Annotated in this window: 10 protein-coding genes; 3 read left to right on the forward strand and 7 right to left on the reverse strand. The window is 66.5% G+C overall.

What is annotated here, in order from left to right; translation table 11 throughout:
- Positions 1 to 335: 335 nt before the first annotated feature.
- A complete protein-coding gene (locus PSS76_RS00135; protein ID WP_069855304.1) occupies positions 336 to 2387 on the forward strand; it encodes an N-acetylmuramoyl-L-alanine amidase in 2052 nt (683 codons plus the stop codon).
- A 76-nt stretch (positions 2388 to 2463) separates the two neighbouring features.
- Here the strand turns inward: PSS76_RS00135 and PSS76_RS00140 are convergent, their stop codons facing one another.
- The 5 genes from PSS76_RS00140 to PSS76_RS00160 all read right to left on the reverse strand — a co-directional run bounded on the left by PSS76_RS00140 (position 2464) and on the right by PSS76_RS00160 (position 9099).
- Positions 2464 to 3288: a Cof-type HAD-IIB family hydrolase gene (locus PSS76_RS00140; protein ID WP_013414504.1), complete on the reverse strand. Its 825-nt coding sequence runs from the start codon at positions 3286 to 3288 to the stop codon at positions 2464 to 2466.
- Between the two features lie 81 nt (positions 3289 to 3369).
- On the reverse strand, positions 3370 to 4128 hold the full coding sequence (locus PSS76_RS00145) for a lysophospholipid acyltransferase family protein (protein WP_041673746.1): 759 nt from the start codon (positions 4126 to 4128) through the stop codon (positions 3370 to 3372).
- 119 nt (positions 4129 to 4247) lie between these two features.
- Positions 4248 to 5666: an Ig-like domain-containing protein gene (locus PSS76_RS00150; RefSeq protein ID WP_231849547.1), complete on the reverse strand. Its 1419-nt coding sequence runs from the start codon at positions 5664 to 5666 to the stop codon at positions 4248 to 4250.
- Positions 5667 to 6056: 390 nt separating this feature from the next.
- Positions 6057 to 8084, reverse strand: coding sequence for an Ig-like domain-containing protein (locus PSS76_RS00155; RefSeq protein WP_175279416.1), 2028 nt, complete (start codon positions 8082 to 8084; stop codon positions 6057 to 6059).
- Positions 8085 to 8301: 217 nt separating this feature from the next.
- A complete protein-coding gene (locus PSS76_RS00160; RefSeq protein ID WP_162096940.1) occupies positions 8302 to 9099 on the reverse strand; it encodes an Ig-like domain-containing protein in 798 nt (265 codons plus the stop codon).
- A 205-nt stretch (positions 9100 to 9304) separates the two neighbouring features.
- Between PSS76_RS00160 and PSS76_RS00165 the strand changes: the two genes are divergently transcribed.
- Positions 9305 to 9457: a hypothetical protein gene (locus tag PSS76_RS00165; RefSeq protein ID WP_162096939.1), complete on the forward strand. Its 153-nt coding sequence runs from the start codon at positions 9305 to 9307 to the stop codon at positions 9455 to 9457.
- Between the two features lie 372 nt (positions 9458 to 9829).
- Here PSS76_RS00165 and PSS76_RS00170 read toward each other — a convergent pair whose 3' ends face one another.
- Together PSS76_RS00170 and PSS76_RS00175 are read right to left on the reverse strand one after the other, a co-directional pair.
- Positions 9830 to 12571, reverse strand: a complete 2742-nt coding sequence (locus PSS76_RS00170; protein WP_337455724.1) for a beta strand repeat-containing protein — start codon at positions 12569 to 12571, stop codon at positions 9830 to 9832.
- Between the two features lie 854 nt (positions 12572 to 13425).
- Entirely contained in the window at positions 13426 to 16635 is a 3210-nt protein-coding gene (locus tag PSS76_RS00175) for a beta strand repeat-containing protein (RefSeq protein WP_064059740.1), read from the reverse strand.
- A 531-nt stretch (positions 16636 to 17166) separates the two neighbouring features.
- Here PSS76_RS00175 and PSS76_RS00180 point away from each other — a divergent pair.
- Complete coding sequence (locus PSS76_RS00180) at positions 17167 to 17655, forward strand: PaaI family thioesterase (RefSeq protein ID WP_005516350.1); 489 nt, start codon at positions 17167 to 17169, stop codon at positions 17653 to 17655.
- Positions 17656 to 17676: the final 21 nt, after the last annotated feature.

Genomic DNA, 17676 nt, shown 5'->3' on the forward strand with positions numbered 1-17676 from the left:
GGCCTGTGCGAAGTCCGGAACGGGCGATGGAACGGGAGCGAAGCAGCCCCGACCTGCACAGTCATCAAAAGGCTCAAGCTAAGGTTGAGCGTTATGGATGTTGCGACTAGTGTGGCAACTGTGACTGCTGTTGGCAACATCCGCCACTGAAGTAACTTCAGTCACAGCAGTAACATCTGCATCACAAGTTGCAGACATCCTCGGATGAACTGTGGACTTCCTCCCGGGGGAGCCCCCAGGATTCAGTCCGAAACCGAACCGCCCGGAATCGGCCGGCCGAGAGGTCGCTCGCAGCGCACGAAGACACCCCGCGCATTACCACGAGGAGATTCGCCTTGCCGCACCGTCGACCGAAGAACTCGATAGTCCTGGCCGCAGTCGCAGCAGTCGCCGTCGCCACCCCGTTCGCTGTCCAGGCACTGAACAGCGAGCCTTCGGACGTCCTCTCGGCGAGCGATTCGGCCCCGACGATCGAGACGCAGATCGCGGAAGTCGTTCTCGCGTCCGTTCCGGACATCGTCATCCCGCTGAAGGAACTGACGGGCCTGGACCTGCCCGACCTGCGCCTCGGTGACCTGCCGCTCCCGCACGAGATCCCCCTGCCGGGTGGTGGGACGCTCACGCTTCCGTCGCTGACGCCGCTGGCACCGCCCACGGCGCCGTCGACCGCTCCCGGCGACATCGCTGCCCCCGCACCGGGCGAGGTCTCCCCGGAGACCCTCGGTGCGACGGTCAAGGAGGTCACGCAGGACACGCCGTTCTCGATGGTCGGCGTCACCGCTGCCGATCTCCAGTCGTCGGTCACCCAGCTGCGCGCGAAGCTCGCAGACGGCTCGTGGGGCGAGTGGATCACGCCGGATCTCATCGACGGCAGCAGCAACGGCAAGCAGGGCACCGAGCCGGTTTTCGTCGGCGACACGAACGCCGTGCAGATCCTCGTGACCCCGAAGGACGGCGCGGCGGGCGCTGCAGGCACCGCCGAGGCGCCCGCCGGTACGGATCCCACCGATCCGGCACTCCGCGCTCCGGGTGCTGCCGAGGCTCCGGAAGCGCCGGCCGCCGAAGCGCCTGCACCGCAGGAGGAATCCGACGCAACCCAGCCGCTCGGTTACACCCCGGCCGCGGTGTCGAAGCCGCTGCGACAGGCGACGCTCACCGCGAACGACGTCGCGGCTGTGCTGATCAATCCGGGTAGCGGACCGCAGGATGCGAACCTCGCCGACATCGCCACCCCGACCTCGGTGAACGGCGTCAACATCATCTCCCGCAAGGCGTGGGGCGCGAACGAGGGCATCCGCTGCCAGAACCCGACCTACGACGACTCCACCGGTGGCGCGACGGTGCACCACACCGCCGAGACCAACAACTACACGCGTGAGCAGTCCGCGGGCATCGTGCGCGGCATCTACGCCTACCACGCGCAGTCGCTCGGCTGGTGCGACATCGGCTACAACGTGCTGGTCGACCGCTTCGGTCAGATCTTCGAGGGTCGCTTCGGAGGCCTCGACCGTCCCGTCCAGGGCGCGCACGCCGGTGGCTTCAACGAGAACACCGTCGGTATCGCCATGATGGGCAACTTCGTGAACGAGCCGGCGCCGGCGGCGACGATCGAGTCGGTCGGCAAGTACCTGGGCTGGCGGCTCAAGCTCGCGAACCTGAACCCCAAGGGCCAGGTCACCATGTACTCCGAGGGCACGCAGTACTCGAAGTACCCGCTGGGGCAGCGTGTGGTCCTGCCGACGATCTTCGCCCACCGCGACGTCGGCTACACCGAGTGCCCCGGTAGCGCCGCGTACGCCCAGATGGACCAGATCCGAAACATCGCCGCAGCCAACTACGGCGGCAACACCGGTGGTGGCGGCAGCACGCCGCCGACCAACCCCAGCAACGGCGGCGGCAACAACGGTGGCGCCAACCCGGTCGGGTCGCTCGACCTCAATGCGCAGATCCCGGCAGTGGTGAACGGCATCCTGTCGATCGCCGACTCCAACCCGATCGCGCGCCAGTGGCTCGCGATGGGCGGTAACCGCAGCATGGTCGGCGACGCGATCACCGGTCTGCTGACCACGGCCACCGGCCAGCTCTACGCGTTCTTCCAGAACGGCGGCATCTTCACTTCGCCGCTGGGCGGCGTGGTCACGATGATCGGCAAGATCTTCGAGCAGTGGACCGCAGCCGGGGGCGTGATGAGCGACATCGGCCTGCCGATCAGCGACGAGTACTCGGTGGACGGCGGCAAGCGCTCCGACTTCGAGCGCGGCTCGATGATCTTCGACGAGGTCACCGGCCAGGTCACCACGATCATGAACGACGCGGCAGCTCCGGCTGCGGCCCCCGCTCCCGCTCCGGCGGACGCGGTGTCCGAGGCTCCGGTCGCTATCAACTGACCGTCCCACGCAAAAGGTCTGCCCTCCACGGATTCGTGGAGGGCAGGCCTTTTTCGTTCTCGCGGGGAGCGGGAACTCAGCTCCGCCAAAGCCTTTCGAGCACCCGGGCGACGCCGTCGTCCGAGTTCGTGGCGGTGACCTCGTCGGCCGCCGCCTTCGCCTCGGGGTGTGCGTTCTCGACCGCGACACCGTGACCGGCCATCGCCAGCATCGGGATGTCGTTGGGCATGTCGCCGAACGCGACGATGCGGTCGTGGAGTACGTCGACGTGCTGCGCCATCAGTTTCAGTCCCGACGCCTTGGTCACCCCCGGCGCCGACACCTCGATCAGGCCGTTGTTCGTCGAGTAGGTGAGATCGGCCCTCTCCCCCACCAACGGACGCAGCTTGGCGGCCATGTCGGCGCTGCTCGCTCCGGGCAGGCGGATGAGCATCTTCACGGCCGGCGCGGACAGCAGATCCTCGGGCGCCATCTCCGTGTGCTCGGGGTTGAGCCAGGCATGTTCGTAGCCCGGCGCGCTGACGAACTGCGCGGTGGCCGTGTCGTGCGCGCTGGTACCGATGCGTTCGGCCGCGAGCCCGGCCCGGGGCAGTTCGTAGTCGACGAGATCGGCCAGCCACGCGAGGGTCTCCACCGACAGGGTCGACGCACTGAGGACCCGGTCGGTGGCGGCGTCGTAGAGCACCGCGCCGTTCGCGCACACCGCGAGGGGAGCGAACCCGAGCCCGTCGACCACCGGGGCGAGCCAGCGCGGCGGTCGTCCGGTGGCCAGGACGAAAGGCGTTCCGGATTCGACGACGGCCCGTACGGCGGCGCGGGTGCGCGCGGTCACGCGTTCGTCGTCGTCGATCAGGGTGCCGTCGACATCGCTGGCGACGAGGCTGGGCAGTTCGGTGGACACCGGGCCATTCTGCCCCGTTCCGGTGACAATCGGCCCCTCCGTACGCCCGGTGAGCCCTAACTCACCGGGCCGGCCGCCGATCTACGCCCCGCCGGACTCCTTGGCGCGGCGGGCCGCAGCCTTGGCCTCGGCCTCCTCCGCATCCATCCGGTTGGCCTCCTCGAGCGTCGGGGCGCCGCCGCCGAGCCGGGCGGGCACCCAGTACTCACCGGCCGGGTGCTCGTAGTTCGCCTGCACGCCGCGGAGCAGTTCCTCCATCCGCGAATGCAGCAACGCCGTCATCTCCGACGCAGGTTCGAACGGCGCGATCGGCTCGCCGACCGCGATCGAGATGGGGGTGTTCGTCCGGCCCAGACGCTTCGGGAAGCCCTTCGTCCACACCCGCTGCGAACCCCAGATCACCATCGGCACGATGGGGGTGCCGGACTCGAGGGCCATGCGCGCCGCGCCGGACTTGAACTCCTTGAGCTCGAAGCTGCGGCTGATCGTCGCCTCCGGGAACACGCCGACGAGTTCGCCGTCCCGCAGCGCCTGCACGGCTGCGCGGTACGAGTCGGCACCGGCGGCCCGGTCCACGGGAATGTGCTTCATGGCCCGCATCATCGGGCCGGACACCTTGTTGACGAACACCTCGTTCTTCGCCATGAAGCGGATGTACCGCTTGACGGCGCGGGCGGGCAGCCCGGCGTAGGTGAAGTCCATGTAGCCGGTGTGGTTGATCGCGATCACCGCGCCCCCGGTCGCGGGGATGTGCTGCTCGCCGGTGACGGTGAATTTCAGTCCCTGGCCTGCGAACACTGTGCGGGCGACGCCGATGATCGTTCGGTAGAAGGGTTCCACAGTGTGCAGCGTAGTCGGCGCGGTGTGGCCGGGCGCACTTCGCGTCGTCGGCCACGGCCCGGACACGACCGCGGTCCCCCACCGTGGTGCGGCGGGGGACCGTGGTCGCGATCAGCGGATCAGGACCCGAACATCGGTGCGCCGCCGCCGAGCGATCCGGCACTGCCGGTACCGCCGTCGCCCCCACCGGTGTCCGACCCGGTCACCTGGATCGTCTGGGGCGCCGACGAGGACCCGATCACTCCGGGGCCCCCGGAGTAGACGGCCCTGACGTCGCGCACTCCCGGCGTCGGGAAGGTGTAGGTCAACGCGGCCGCGCCGCCCGACACTGTCTGCGGAGTCCCGATCGGCGTCGCCCCGTCGTAGAACTGCACCGTGCCCGGCAACGTCGCGGGCCCCGAGACCTGCGCCGACAGTTGCACCGGCAGGCCGACTGTTGCGGATGTCGGCACGGAGAGCGTCGTCGATGTCGCGACGTCGTCGGGTGTCGGTGCGGTCACGACGACGGTGCGTGCGGGCGACGTCGACCCGACGAAGCCGCTTGCGGCGGTGAACACCGCGACGACGCTGTGCGAGCCCACCGTCGGGAAGGTGTGTTGCAGACTCGCGACACCCCCGGACACCGGGACCGGTCCACCGATGTCGGCGCCGTTGTCGCGGAACTGCACCGTTCCCGCCGCATTCAACGGTGCGACCGTTGCGGACAGCAGCACCGACGTATCGGTCTTGGCGTCGCTCGGCGCGGTGAGCGTCGTCGTGGTCTGGACATCCGCCGCTGTCACCGAGACCGTTCGTGGCTGCGATGTCGAGTTCGCGAAAGTCGTTGTGCCGGTGAACACCGCCGTGACGTTGCGCGAGCCGGCAGCCGGGAAGCTGTACGACATCTGGGCCTGTCCACCGGACACCTGGACCGGGGCGCCGATGTTGGTCCCGTTGTCGCGGAACTGGACGGAACCGGTGGCGGTCGGCGGTGTCACGCCGGCAGTCAGCGTCACCGGCGTTCCGGCGACCGCAGTGGCCGGAGCTGTCACTGTGGTCGACGTGACGACCGGCTCGACCGAGACGGCCAGGTTCGACATCGGGTTGAAGGCTTGATAGCTCGAGAACGCAAAGATGTCGAAGCCCATTCCGGTGGAGCGTGGTCCGGGTTGAGCGTTGTCCGCGACCTTGTAGGTGAACGTGAGCGTCGGGTTCTTGCTGCCGTTGCCCTGCCCCGGTATGAGGCCCAGTGCGAGGGTGGCGTCCGTCCACTTGATCGTCACGGAGCCGTTGGTCGGATTCTGCACGGCGGCACCGTCGTACAGGGACGGACCGTTCAGGTTCGCCCCGGCGCCCCGCCACACGTTGCCGCTCACGCCCTGGAACACGTAGCCGGCGGGCGGGAAGTCGGTCAGGTTCTCCAGATACCGGTCCACGCTCAACAACCCGGACGACGTCTTGAACGTGATGGTGGACGTGACGGTCTCACCTGGATGCGCGACGGCAGGGCTCACCGTCTTGGTGGCGATGATGTTGTCGGTCGTGACGGTTTGCGACACCGTTGCAGCCGAAGCGCTTCCGGCTCCCCACAGGACCTGGCCGGCGGCTACGGCGCTGGCAGCCATAGCCCCTGCCATGACTGTCGACACCAGTCGTCGCGTGAAGGATCGGGTCACTGGCACTCCTCTCGTCGCAGGAGAGTGCGGACCGGGGATGACGCGTGCCGGAACCGCGCTCAGGAGAACACGTTTGCCGAACTCGGCCGACGCATCCCGACTGCGAACGCGCCTGCCACGCTTCACCCCGACTGCCCCGACGAGTGATGTGCGCTCACACTGTATCGACGCGAGCCGGGACGAGGTGGGAAAACCGTTCGATCCGGCACAACACGCACGAGACCCCCGACCTGACGGTCGGGGGTCTCGTCGGCTGTCGGCTCGGGTCGCCGATCAGGACCCGAAGCCCGAACGCCCCACGCCACTCAGGGAACCGGAGAGGTTCCCGAGCGAGCCCAGGCTGCCGGTGCCGCCACCGTCACCGCCGTTGTCGACCGGGGACACCTGGACGGACTGCACCGGCGAGGCCGACGCCTTGGCACCCTGGCCACCCGAGTAGCGCGCGGTGATCGCGTGCGCGCCGTCCGTAGCGAAGGTGTGCTGAGCCGTCGCGACACCCTCGACGAGGTCGACGTTGCCGCTGATCGGGACGTCACCGTCGAAGAACTGCACCGTGCCAGGCAGATTCGTTCCGCCCGACACCTCCGCCGACAGCGTCACCGGCTGTCCCACGGTGGCCGTCGACGGCACGGTCACGGCCGTCGTCGTGACGATGTCCGCCGGGGTCGGGACGGACACCTGGACCGTCCGCGACGTGGCCGACGAGTTCGTGAAGCCCGCCGCGCCGGCGAACGAGGCGCCGACGCTGTGTACACCCGCAGCGGAGAACGTGTACGGCAGCGTGGCAACACCGTTCGAGATGGTGACGCCTCCCCCGATGTTGTTGCCGTCGACCGTGAATTGCACGGTGCCGGCCGCGTTGGCGGGCGTCACCGCCGCGGTGAAGGTGATCGCGGCCCCGGTCTGTGCGTCCGACGGCGCCGACAGCGTCAGCGACGTCTGGACCACCGGTGCGCTGACGGTCACCGTCTGCGCCGACGACGTCGAGCTCTTGAAGCCGGTGCTTCCGGTGAAGACCGCGGTGATGCTGTGGCTGCCCGCTGTCGTGAACGAGGTCTGTGCAGTCGCCGTACCGTTCACTACGGCCACCGGTCCACCGATGTTGGTGGCGCCGTCCTTGAACTGCACCGAGCCGGCGGCGTTGGACGGATCCAGATTCGCCGTCAACGTGATCTGCTGGCCGGTCTGCGCGGTCGGCGGGACGATGAGCGTGGTGGTGGTCGTGACGTCCTGGGGAACAGGCGCGCTCACGAAGATCGAACGAGGCTGGGATACCGAATTCGCGAAGCCCTTCCCGCCCACGAACTCGGCTGTGATGCTGCGACTTCCGAGCTGAGTGAACGTATACGACAGCTGTGCCGTACCGCCACTGACCGTCGCCGGCGTACCGATCGGTGATCCATTCTCCTTGAACTGCACGGTTCCCGCCGCCTGCGCTGGATCGAGCCACGCCGTCAATGTGGTGGGGGCACCCTGCACTGCGGAGGGCGGCGCCTGCAGCGTCGTAGCCGTGTCGAGCGTCGGGAGCTCGGTCACCTGAAGAGACGTCGTGCCTGACACGGAGCCGGCGTACTGTCCGGTGCCGGTGAAGACCGCCGAGATGTCATGGCTGCCGACTGCGTCGAAGGCGTGGGGTAACTGTGCCTGCCCGTTCGAGACCGGCACGGGCACACCGATATCCACACCGCCGTCGCGGAACTGAACGTTTCCCGTGGCGGACGCGGGCGTCACTGCGGCCTTCAGCGTCGCGGTGTCACCCTCGGTGACGGGCTCGATAGCCGGTACGGAGGTCGTCGTGGTGAACGGCGCTACCGAGAGGGCCAGGCCGTTGAGCGGCCTCCAGGACTGCTCAGTACTGAACGAATAGACGTTGAACGTCATTCCGGCCTGTCGAGCGCCGATCGACGCGTCTTCGCGAACCTTGTAGGTAAATGTGAGGTCGGCACCCTTGTCCAGCAGCACCAATTTGCAGGCGGCACCAGCACAGTCGCCCCCACTGAGCCAGCTGAGCTTCACAGCACCCGACGCGTCCTGCGTGGGCGTGCCATCGTATTGGCCGCCCTTGTTCCAGTCACCCAGCGTCGGACCGCTCCGCCAGACCCGCGCAGCCACCGACTGCAGCACGTAGTCCGCTGGGGCGTAGTCGGTGTAGTCCTGCATATACCGGTCGGTGCCGCTCGCATCGAGTCGAACCTTCACCTCGACGGTCTGGCCGGGCAAAGCGGCGGCCGGCGTAACTGTCTTGGTGGCGGTGATGTTGCTGGTCGTCACGGTCTGCGAACTGGACGCAGCCGAGGCCATGCCCGACCCTAGGACCGCTTGGCCGACGCCGACAGCCGCAACGGCGACCACGCCGACCATCACTCTCGAGACGGCGGATCGTAACGACGATCGCGTCATATCTGTTTCCCTTCGGGGTCACGGGCGGCGAATCACCGACCGCTGGTGGAAGAACCGATAGAGCTGAAGACGGGCCACCGACACTCACCCCGAGAAGGGTCGGCGGCCCGCGTCGAGATCAGGAGCCGAAGTTGAGGCTGCCGAGCGAGCCGGTGCCGCCGGGCCCGGGCACTGGATCCGTCACGTTCACGGTCTGCTCGGTCGCGACCGAGCCGTTCACGCCGGTACCGCCGGAATAGACCGCGGCGATGTTGTGCGGGCCTGCAACGGTGAACGTGTGGCTCAAGACGGCCACGCCGGAGCTGTTCACAGTGACCGCGTCTCCGATCGGCGCGTTGTTGTCGAAGAACTGAACCGTTCCGGGGAACGCCGGCGCGCCGGAGACCTGGGCCGAAAGATTCACGGCTGTACCGGACACAGCACTCGCCGGAGACGTCATGACCGTAGTGGTGTCCTGGTCGTTAGGCCCGGGTACGGTGACTGCAACATTTTTCGCTGCACCGCTCGAGTCCGCGTACGGGCCCGACCCGAGGAAACTTGCGCTGATCGAGCGGGTTCCCTGGTTGTTGAAGACGTGATCGAGCGTGGCCACCCCGTTGGTCACCGTGACGGGAGAACCGATGTTGGCCCCGTTCTCCTTGAACTGGACCGTTCCGTTCGCGTCAGTCGGATTCACCGACGCGGTCAGCGGGACGGTTGCACCCACCTTGGCGACCGGCTGAACGGTGACGGTAGTGGTGGTCGCGACCGACGGTTGCGTCACCGAGAGATTCAGACCCGTCATGGGGTTCCAGACCTGGGTACCGACGAATGCATAGATGTTCATCGACATGCCGGCCTGACGCGGGCCCACTGCTGCATCGTTTCGCACCTTATAGACGAAGGTCAGATCGACACCCTTGTCGACGAGGACCAACTTGCATGCGGCGCCGACGCAGTCGCCGTGACCGAGCCATGACAACTTGACTGCACCGTTCGCGTCTTGAGTCGGCGTGTTGTCGAACTGCCCGCCCTGGTTCCAGTCACCCAACAGTGGACCGCTGCGCCATGCCCGTGAAGTCACGGATCGCAACTCGTAACCGACCGGTGCGATGTCGGTGAACTCCCGCAGGTAGCGATCGGTGCCCTTTGCGTCGATTCGAATCTTCACGGTCACGTCGTCGCCGCGGTACGCGGTCGCCGGCGTCACCGTCTTGGTAGCGGTGATGTTGTCGTTCGTCACCGTTTGCGTCGCGGTGTCACGCGGCGACGGGTCTGCCGACGCGATGGCCTGACCTACCATTGCTTGGCCGAGGCCGACAGCAGCGAGAAGCACGGCACTCGCCGTAGCTCGCGTGACGATGCCACGAATCGATGATCGGGCCATCTCTTACTTCCTTCCGATGCACTGTGCGGTGGAGATACGCGAATCTGCCGCATTGCCAGTGGTTTACAAGTCACATCAGCTGCCCCGCGACACCCATCGAGTCTCCCCGGCTGCAGTGGTAGGGATGAGCGTCAACAGACTATCGGACGGTCGTCCAGTTGCGGACCGAAATGCGGTGATTGTGTTCGCCGACAATCGAATCTGGGGGTTTGGTCATCCAAGTCAATCGGGACCCCCGGTCTGGATTACCAGGGGTCCCGATTGGCTCATTCGCGACTCATCAGAAAACGAATCCCAATCCGCTCAGGCTGCCCAAGGATCCGAGGTCCAGCGACCCGGTGCCACCCGTGCCTCCACCGGACTGCACGACATCGAGGGTGTGCGTCACCGACGTCGAACCCGCCACGCCCGTGCCACCCGAGTACACCGCATGGATCTGACGCGGCCCGCTCTGCGTGAACGTGTGCGTGAGCTCAGCAACCCCGTCGACCACCGGAACCGGAACACCGATCTCGACACCACCGTCGAAGAACTGCACCGTGCCCGGCAACGATGGCGCACCGATCACCTGCGCCTTCAACACGTACGGCGCACCGGCCGTCGGCGACTGCGTCGAGGCAATCACCACCGATGACACCACATCCGACGGATTCGAAGCCGACACCACCACCGGACGGTCGACCGACGTCGACCCCACGAACCCGGCATCGGCGGTGTACACCGCCGAAACCTGTCGCGTCCCCACCGAGGCGAAGATGTGCTCGATCGAAGCGGAACCGTTCACCAGAACCACCGGCAACCCGATCAGGCCTCCGTTCTCACGGAACTGCACCGAACCCGTCGGCACCGCCGAACCCGACTGCGCCTGCACCGTCACCGACAACGTCGTCGGCGCACCCGTCGTCGCCGACCCCGGAACACCGACCAACGTCGACGTCACGACATCGACCGGCGCCGGATCCGTGACTGTCACGGTCTGCGCCGATCCTGTCGAGCCAGCGAAACCGGTTGTGCCGGAATACACGGCCGACACCGCGAACGAACCGGACACAGCGAAGGTGTACGGAATGCTCGCCTGACCACTACCGTCCAGGGAGACTGGAGCACCCACATCGGTGCCCGCCACCGTGAACTGGACTGTGCCGCCAGTCGGCACCGGTGATACCGCCACCGACAACGTCATTTGCTGACCCGTCACGGCAGTCACAGGAGCGGTCACCGTCGTGGTGGTGTCCGTGTCGGGAACCACCGGAGCGGTCACCGTGACGTTCTGTGCTTGCGCTGAAGAGTTCGTGAACCCGGTAGCGCCGGTGAACTCTGCAATCACCGCGAACGAACCGGAAGCATCGAACGTGTACGGCAGCGAGGCCGCACCGCCGGACACGGTTTGCGGCGATCCGACAGTCATGCCGTCGATCTTGAACTGCACGGTACCCTGCGCGTTCGACGGCGACACCGTCGCCGACAGGTTCACCGATTCACCGGTCGTGGCCGCGGTCGGCACAGTCACCGACAGCGACGTCTGCTCGACCGGATCGCTCACCACGACCGACCCTGGCGAAGTCGCCGACACATCAGCGAAGCCAGGCCCACCCGTGAACGACGCCCCGATGCTGTGCGCACCGAGCCCCGTGAAGGTGTACGGAAGAGTCGCAACACCATTCACTACCGGAGCCGGAGCCCCGATCGGAGCACCGTTGTCGGTGAACTGAACAGTGCCGGTGGCATTCGCCGGGTCGACTGTCGCCGTCAGGTCCACTGGCGCACCGGTCGTCGCCGAGCCTGGGACCTGGACCGACAGCGACGTCGTCACATCCGGATCCGACACCGTCACGGACTGCGCAGTAGCCGACGAGTTCGTGAAGCCGGCAGCACCGGCAAACTCAGCCGCCACCGCGAACGAACCAGCTGAAGTGAACGTGTACGGCAACGAAGCCACACCACCGGACACGGGAACCGGGGAACCAACCGCGGTGCCGTTCACCTTGAACTGCACCGACCCCTGCGCGGCGACCGGCGAGACCGTTGCAGAGAAGCTCGCCAGTTCACCCGTCTCCGCAGTACCCGGCGCCGTCAGCGACAGCGCGGTCTCCACATCGGGATCCGTTACCGTCACACTCTGCGCAACTGCCGAAGAGTTGATGAAGCCCGCTCCGGCAACGAAATCGGCGCCAACACTGTGTGCACCCGGCGTCGTGAACGTGTGCGACAGAGTTGCAACACCATTCACCACGGCAACCGGAGAGCCGATCGGGGCGCCATTGTCGGTGAACTGCACCGAACCCACTGCGTTCGACGGGTTCACGGTCGCCGTCAGATCCGCCGACGAACCCGTGATCGCCGAAACCGGCACCTCAACCGACAGTGACGTCGTCACATCCGGATCCGACACCACCACGGACTGCGCAGCGGCAGCGGAGGACGCGAATCCGGGACCACCGACGAACTCCGCGGTGATGCTGTGCGCTCCCGCACCACTGAACGTGTGCTGAAGCGATGCCTGTCCGGCAGCGACGGTGACCGGAGACCCGATGGCTGTGCCATTGTCATTGAACTGCACCGTGCCAGCAGCATTCGACGGGGTCACCGACGCCGACAGGGTCACCTGCGCGCCCGTCACCGCTGTTCCCGGAACCGACACCGTCGTACCCGTCGTCACCGGGGCGTGCACCTGCACATCCTGCGCCGCCGACTGCGACGTGTTCGCGATCGCCGTTCCCGGGAACTTCGCCGTCAGACTTCGCGTACCCGCTGTCGTCGGCGTCCAAGCGTAGGTCCCCACGCCCGAGCCGTTGATCTGGCCCTCACCGAGCTTCGTAGCACCGTCGTAGAACTCGACGGTGTTGCCCTGCGCGGCGCCGACGACCGTCGCAGTCAACGTCACCGGCTGCCCCGACAGCATCGGCGTCGGCACCGCGGCCAGGGCTGTCGTGGTGGCGTCCTTCGACACCGTGATCGTCGGGCCCTTGTTCTGATAGGTGCCGTCTGCGCCCGAACTCCCCGACATATGGGCGGTCGTCATCAGTGCCGTATCACGCGCGCAATCGGCGCCGACAACGTAGGACACCTCGAGCGTCCACGACTTCGGATTGATCAAACCGCCTTTTGCATAAACCGGCCACTGCGTAACACTGCCCTCGATCCGAACGAAGTCCGGGCCCGTACTCTCCGGACTACGCGCCGAACCGTTGACCTTTGCAGATCCCGGAACGTAAGTCAGACACGTCGGATGGACATCTTTGACCGCATACAGATACTCGAGACTCGAGCGCTGGAACACCGTCTTCGACGTGATCGTTTCCCCTACGGCCGGGGACACGTTGCTGATCGTCCGCGTGAAATACCGTCCACTGGCATCCCACTCCGCAGTACCCGGCGCCGCAGCCGCGGATCCGACACCCACCGCCGCCGCAAATCCCGCAGCCATTGCGAATACGCTCACTCCGCCGGTTACTCGGCGTAATCCCCTGCCAACCATGCACTTCCCTCTCGACGACGACGGTCGGTCATCAGCTCAATGGATCAGGTTTCGACCTGGGACACTGCGCCGATGAGTACCGAGCCGGGGCGCGCTGCAGGGCCCACGCCACCCCCTGCAGCCAATCCGCAGCCCGACTCCGCGTCTGAAATGCGAGTCGAACTTTATCGGACAAACGTCCAAGTCGAGGACGATTGGCCAGAAACGATTGTGGCCCTCCGCACAGGCGCGCGGAGGGCCACACCCGATTTCACCTCAGGAGTCAGAACCCGAAGCGGAATCCGCCCATGCTGCCGAAGGGTCCGAGGTCTAGCGATTGTCGTGGAGACGTCGCGGAACGACCACAAGCGGGGCCACGTCCGGGTGGACGGAGCCCCGCCTGGGCCGTCAGTTACTGCTTACGAACCGAAATTCAGGTTGCCGAGCAGGCCGCCCAGAATTCCGCTCAGGCTGCCCAAGCTGCCGCTCGAGCCGCCACCGGAGACCTGGATCGTCTGCGAACCCGAAGTCGAGTCCGCGACGCCCTGGCCGCCGCTGAACACCGCGTGGATGCTGTGGGCACCCGCCGTGGTGAAGGTGTGGTTCAGAACCGCGACGCCGTCGACAACCTGCACCGCGTCTCCGATCGGGGTGGCCCCGTCGAAGAACTGGACCGTGCCGTCGACCGGAGCATTACCGGCGCCGGTCACCTGAGCCGACAGCTGCACCGCAGCGCCCTTGGCCGCGTTGGCCGGCACCGTCAGGACGGTGGCCGTCTCCACATCCGCCGGCGTCGGGACCGTAACCACGACCTGCTTGGCCGCGGCGGTGGAGCCCGTGAATCCGGTTGCGCCGCTGAACGTCGCGGTGATGTCGTGCGTGCCGACGGTGGTGAAGGTGTGCGACAGCGTGGCGAGACCGTCGATCACCGGTGCACTGCCGAGCGAGGTTGTGCCGTCGAAGAACTCGACGGTGCCGCCGCTCGGCACGACATCCGAGGTCGTGGAGTTGTACACGGTTGCGTACAGGTCCTCGGCCTCACCGGTCTTGGCGTTGCCCGGCACGGACAGAATCGTCGTGGTGACGACGTCGATCGGGGTCGGGTCCGAGACCGTCACGGTCTGCGCCGACGCCGTCGAGTTCGCGAACCCGGCACCGCCGGTGAACGCGGCCGTCACCGACTTCGTGCCGGCCGAAGCGAAGGCGTGCGACAGCGTCGCAGCGCCACCCGACACCGTCACCGGAGCACCCACGGGAGTACCGTCCACCGAGAACTGCACCGTGCCCTGAGCATTGGCCGGAGTCACCGTCGCAGTGAGATCCACATCGTCACCGGTCTCGGCGGTAGCCGGAACCTGCAGTCCCAGAGTGGTCTCCACATCCGACGGGGTCGGATCCGACACCGTGACCGTCTGCGCGGATGCGGTCGACGCCGCGAACCCGGTGGTACCCGAGTAGACAGCCGAAACGTCGTACGCACCAGAAGCATTGAACGTGTACGGCATGGTTGCGTGACCCGAGACGTCGACGTTCACCGGCGCACCGATGTCGGAGCCGGCCACCTTGAACTGCACCGTGCCACCGGTGGGGACCGGAGCCACCGCCGCCGACAGCGTCACCGAAGTTCCGGTCTCAGCGGTAGCGGGCGCCGACACCGTCGTCGTGGTCTCCGTGTCCGGCACGGCCGGGTCGGTCACCGTCACGGTCTGTGCCGAAGCCACCGAACCCGCAAATCCTGCGCCGCCGCTGAAGCTGGCGGTGATGCTGTGCGAGCCCACAGTCGTGAAGGCGTGCGACAGGGTCGCGACACCGTTCGACACCGTCACGGCGGCACCGATGTCGGCACCGTTGTCCTGGAACTGCACCGTGCCGGTCGCGCCGGCCGGAAGCACATTTGCCGTCAGATCGACGGCGGTGCCCGTCTCCGCGCTCTGCGGAACCGTCAGGGACGTCGTGGTGGCGACATCCGGATCCGTCACAGTGACGGTTTGCGTCTGCGCCGCAGTGGAGCCGGCGAATCCGGCGTCACCCGAGAACACGGCACCGATGGCCTGGACACCGGCGGTCGTGAACGTGTGCTGCAGCGTTGCAACACCATTGGACACCGGCACCGGCGATCCGATGTCGACGCCGTTGGCGGTGAACTGAACCGTGCCGGTCGCGTTTGCGGGCGCGACGTTGGCAGTGAGGGTCACGGAGGCGCCCGTCGCGGCGTCAGCCGGAACCGACACCGACGTGGTGGTCTCCGTGTCCGGCACCACCGGATCGGTGACCGTCACGGTCTGCGCAACCGCGGTCGAACCTGCGAAGCCCGGTGCGCCCGTGAATTCGGCGGTGATGCTGTGCGAACCGGCCGCCGCGAACGGGTGGGACAGCGTCGCCGAACCGGCCGCCACGGTCACCGGGGAACCGATGTTGTTCCCGTTGTCCTTGAACTGGACCGTGCCCTGCGCGTTCGACGGGGTCACGTTGGCAGTCAGATCGACAGCCGCTCCAGTCTCCGCGGTCTGCGGAACCGTCAGCCCCAGCGTGGTCTCGACGTCGACGGGAGTCGGATCGGAGACCGTCACAGTCGAGGCCGCCGACGTCGATCCGGCGAAGCTACCGGTGGCGGTGAACACCGCGGTGATCGAGTGTGAACCGGCCGAGGTGAAGGTGTGGTCCAGGCTGGCCACGCCGCCGGAGACTGCCACCGGCGAACCGATGTCGGTGCCGTTGTCCTTGAACTGCACCGAGCCCGTCGCGTTGTTGGGCGCGACGTTCGCGGTCAGCGTGACCGACGCACCGGTCTCGGCCGTCGCCGGAGCGGTCAGCGTCGTGGTAGTCGACTCTTGCGCAGCAACGACATTGATGGTCGCAAGCGGACCGGCACCCGCGTTGAGGGGCGCAGTCTTGCTGTCCCTGGGAGTGCATCGAGTGGGCGCCCACTGCGTGCCGAGGAAACTGGCTTTGGCCAACGAAGTGCTGAACGACTCCTGAGCGCCGTGATTGGCCGCGTTGCCCTTGATACGAACACGCGGCGTGACAACTCCTGCGTTCAACGCCTTGACGGTGACGTCCACGGCGGGCAAGCGGAACCATGTTTCGCCGTTGCCGTTGGTCGAACCATCGAGGTTCTTCTTGGACTTCGGAACGCGGATGCCGCCCTCGGAGTTCTGGCTGGTACTCGGGCCATTGCCGATGGTCTGATTATTTCCGGACAGTCGAATGACCCGGCCGTTCGCGTCAGGCTGACCGGAGTCGTTCACGAGCAGAACGTTCGGGGCCACGTTGTCGAGGCCGATCGCCGTACCGGGCACGACCGCGCCGCTCACCCATTCGGTGTTGTCCGGAAGCTCGTAGTCGTACTTCAACCGGGACAGGTTGGTCGTGGTCGCACCGGACTGCTTGTCCGGGTACGACGAAGCGTTCGGCTGAATCCGGTACGTGAAGACCTCTCCGGGCGCGACCTGACTTGGAGCGTCGACAGTCATCGACGCACCGACGTTCTGATCCTGATCGCCGATCAGACTGCCGGCCACGCACGCACTCGTGAAGTTCGTCGTGGTGGTTACCGCGTGGGCCGGGGCACCGACCAACATCACGCCGGCCACGAGCGCTGCGCCTGTGATGGGGGCGGCACAGCGCATAACTATTGGATTTTTCATGCACCACTTCCTTGTAAGAAGTTGCGGATGGGGGGAGGGAATCCGCATAGGTCGACACACCATAACGGCGCCGTTACATCCGCGTATCGCTTTTGCGAATCAAACGTCCAAATGTTGCTGACAGTTAGCTCCGTGCGAATTCAGACTACCGACCAGTAACCTAGGCCGGCCCGTCGGCTCGGCCTGTGCCACCCGGAGCGCCGAGCTTCACAACCTTCAACAGCACCTACTCTGATGGACACTAGTCCAGTACCATGTCCGAATCTGGGTTTACAGATCCACGCAGATCTTTCACCCCTCGATTAACCCCACCGCGCTCCAGTTAGCCGAAATCCGGGGCTTCGTTGCCCGAGCGGCGGGCCGACGCCCGCTCGGCTCAGCACGCAACACCCTCAGGCCACGACTCGAACCGAAATTCTCATCGAAAACAATTGCGGTCCGAATTCCGTTTCTGAATTGAATTCCAATATTCGCGCGAGTGCTCGGGGAAGCCGACCAGGTACCGTCCGGTAGGTGTCCACCGAACGTCAGCGCACCTATTCCTGGAACGACCCGGCCCCGATCGCGGAGGCCAACCGCAGCCTCAGCGGCCTCGAGTTCGTCCGCGGACTCGTCGACGGCACGGTCCCCCACCACCCGACGGCGTCGACACTCGGGTTCCGCGTGACCGACGCCCGCGAGGGCTTCGTCGAGATCACGGCGGAACCGCAGGAGTGGCATTACAACGCCGTCGGCAGCGTGCACGGCGGTGTCATCGCCACGATGATCGACACCGCGATGGGGTTCTCCGTGTCGAGCACGCTGCCGGCGGGTGTCGGCTACACCACCCTCGACATCACCGTCCGCTACATCCGCGGCATCAAGGGAGACGGCGGATCGATTCGGGTGCACGGTTTTTCGGAGCACACCGGTCGCACCACCGCGACCGCGCGCGCCGAGGTCCGCGACGACCGGGACCGACTGCTGGCGACGGCGTCGACCACCTGCCTGATCCTGCGCTGACTACCCGCGCCCCTGAAAAGC

Origin of the sequence: Prescottella sp. D32 (genome assembly GCF_037287305.1) — a bacterium.
Lineage (GTDB): Bacteria > Actinomycetota > Actinomycetes > Mycobacteriales > Mycobacteriaceae > Prescottella > Prescottella equi.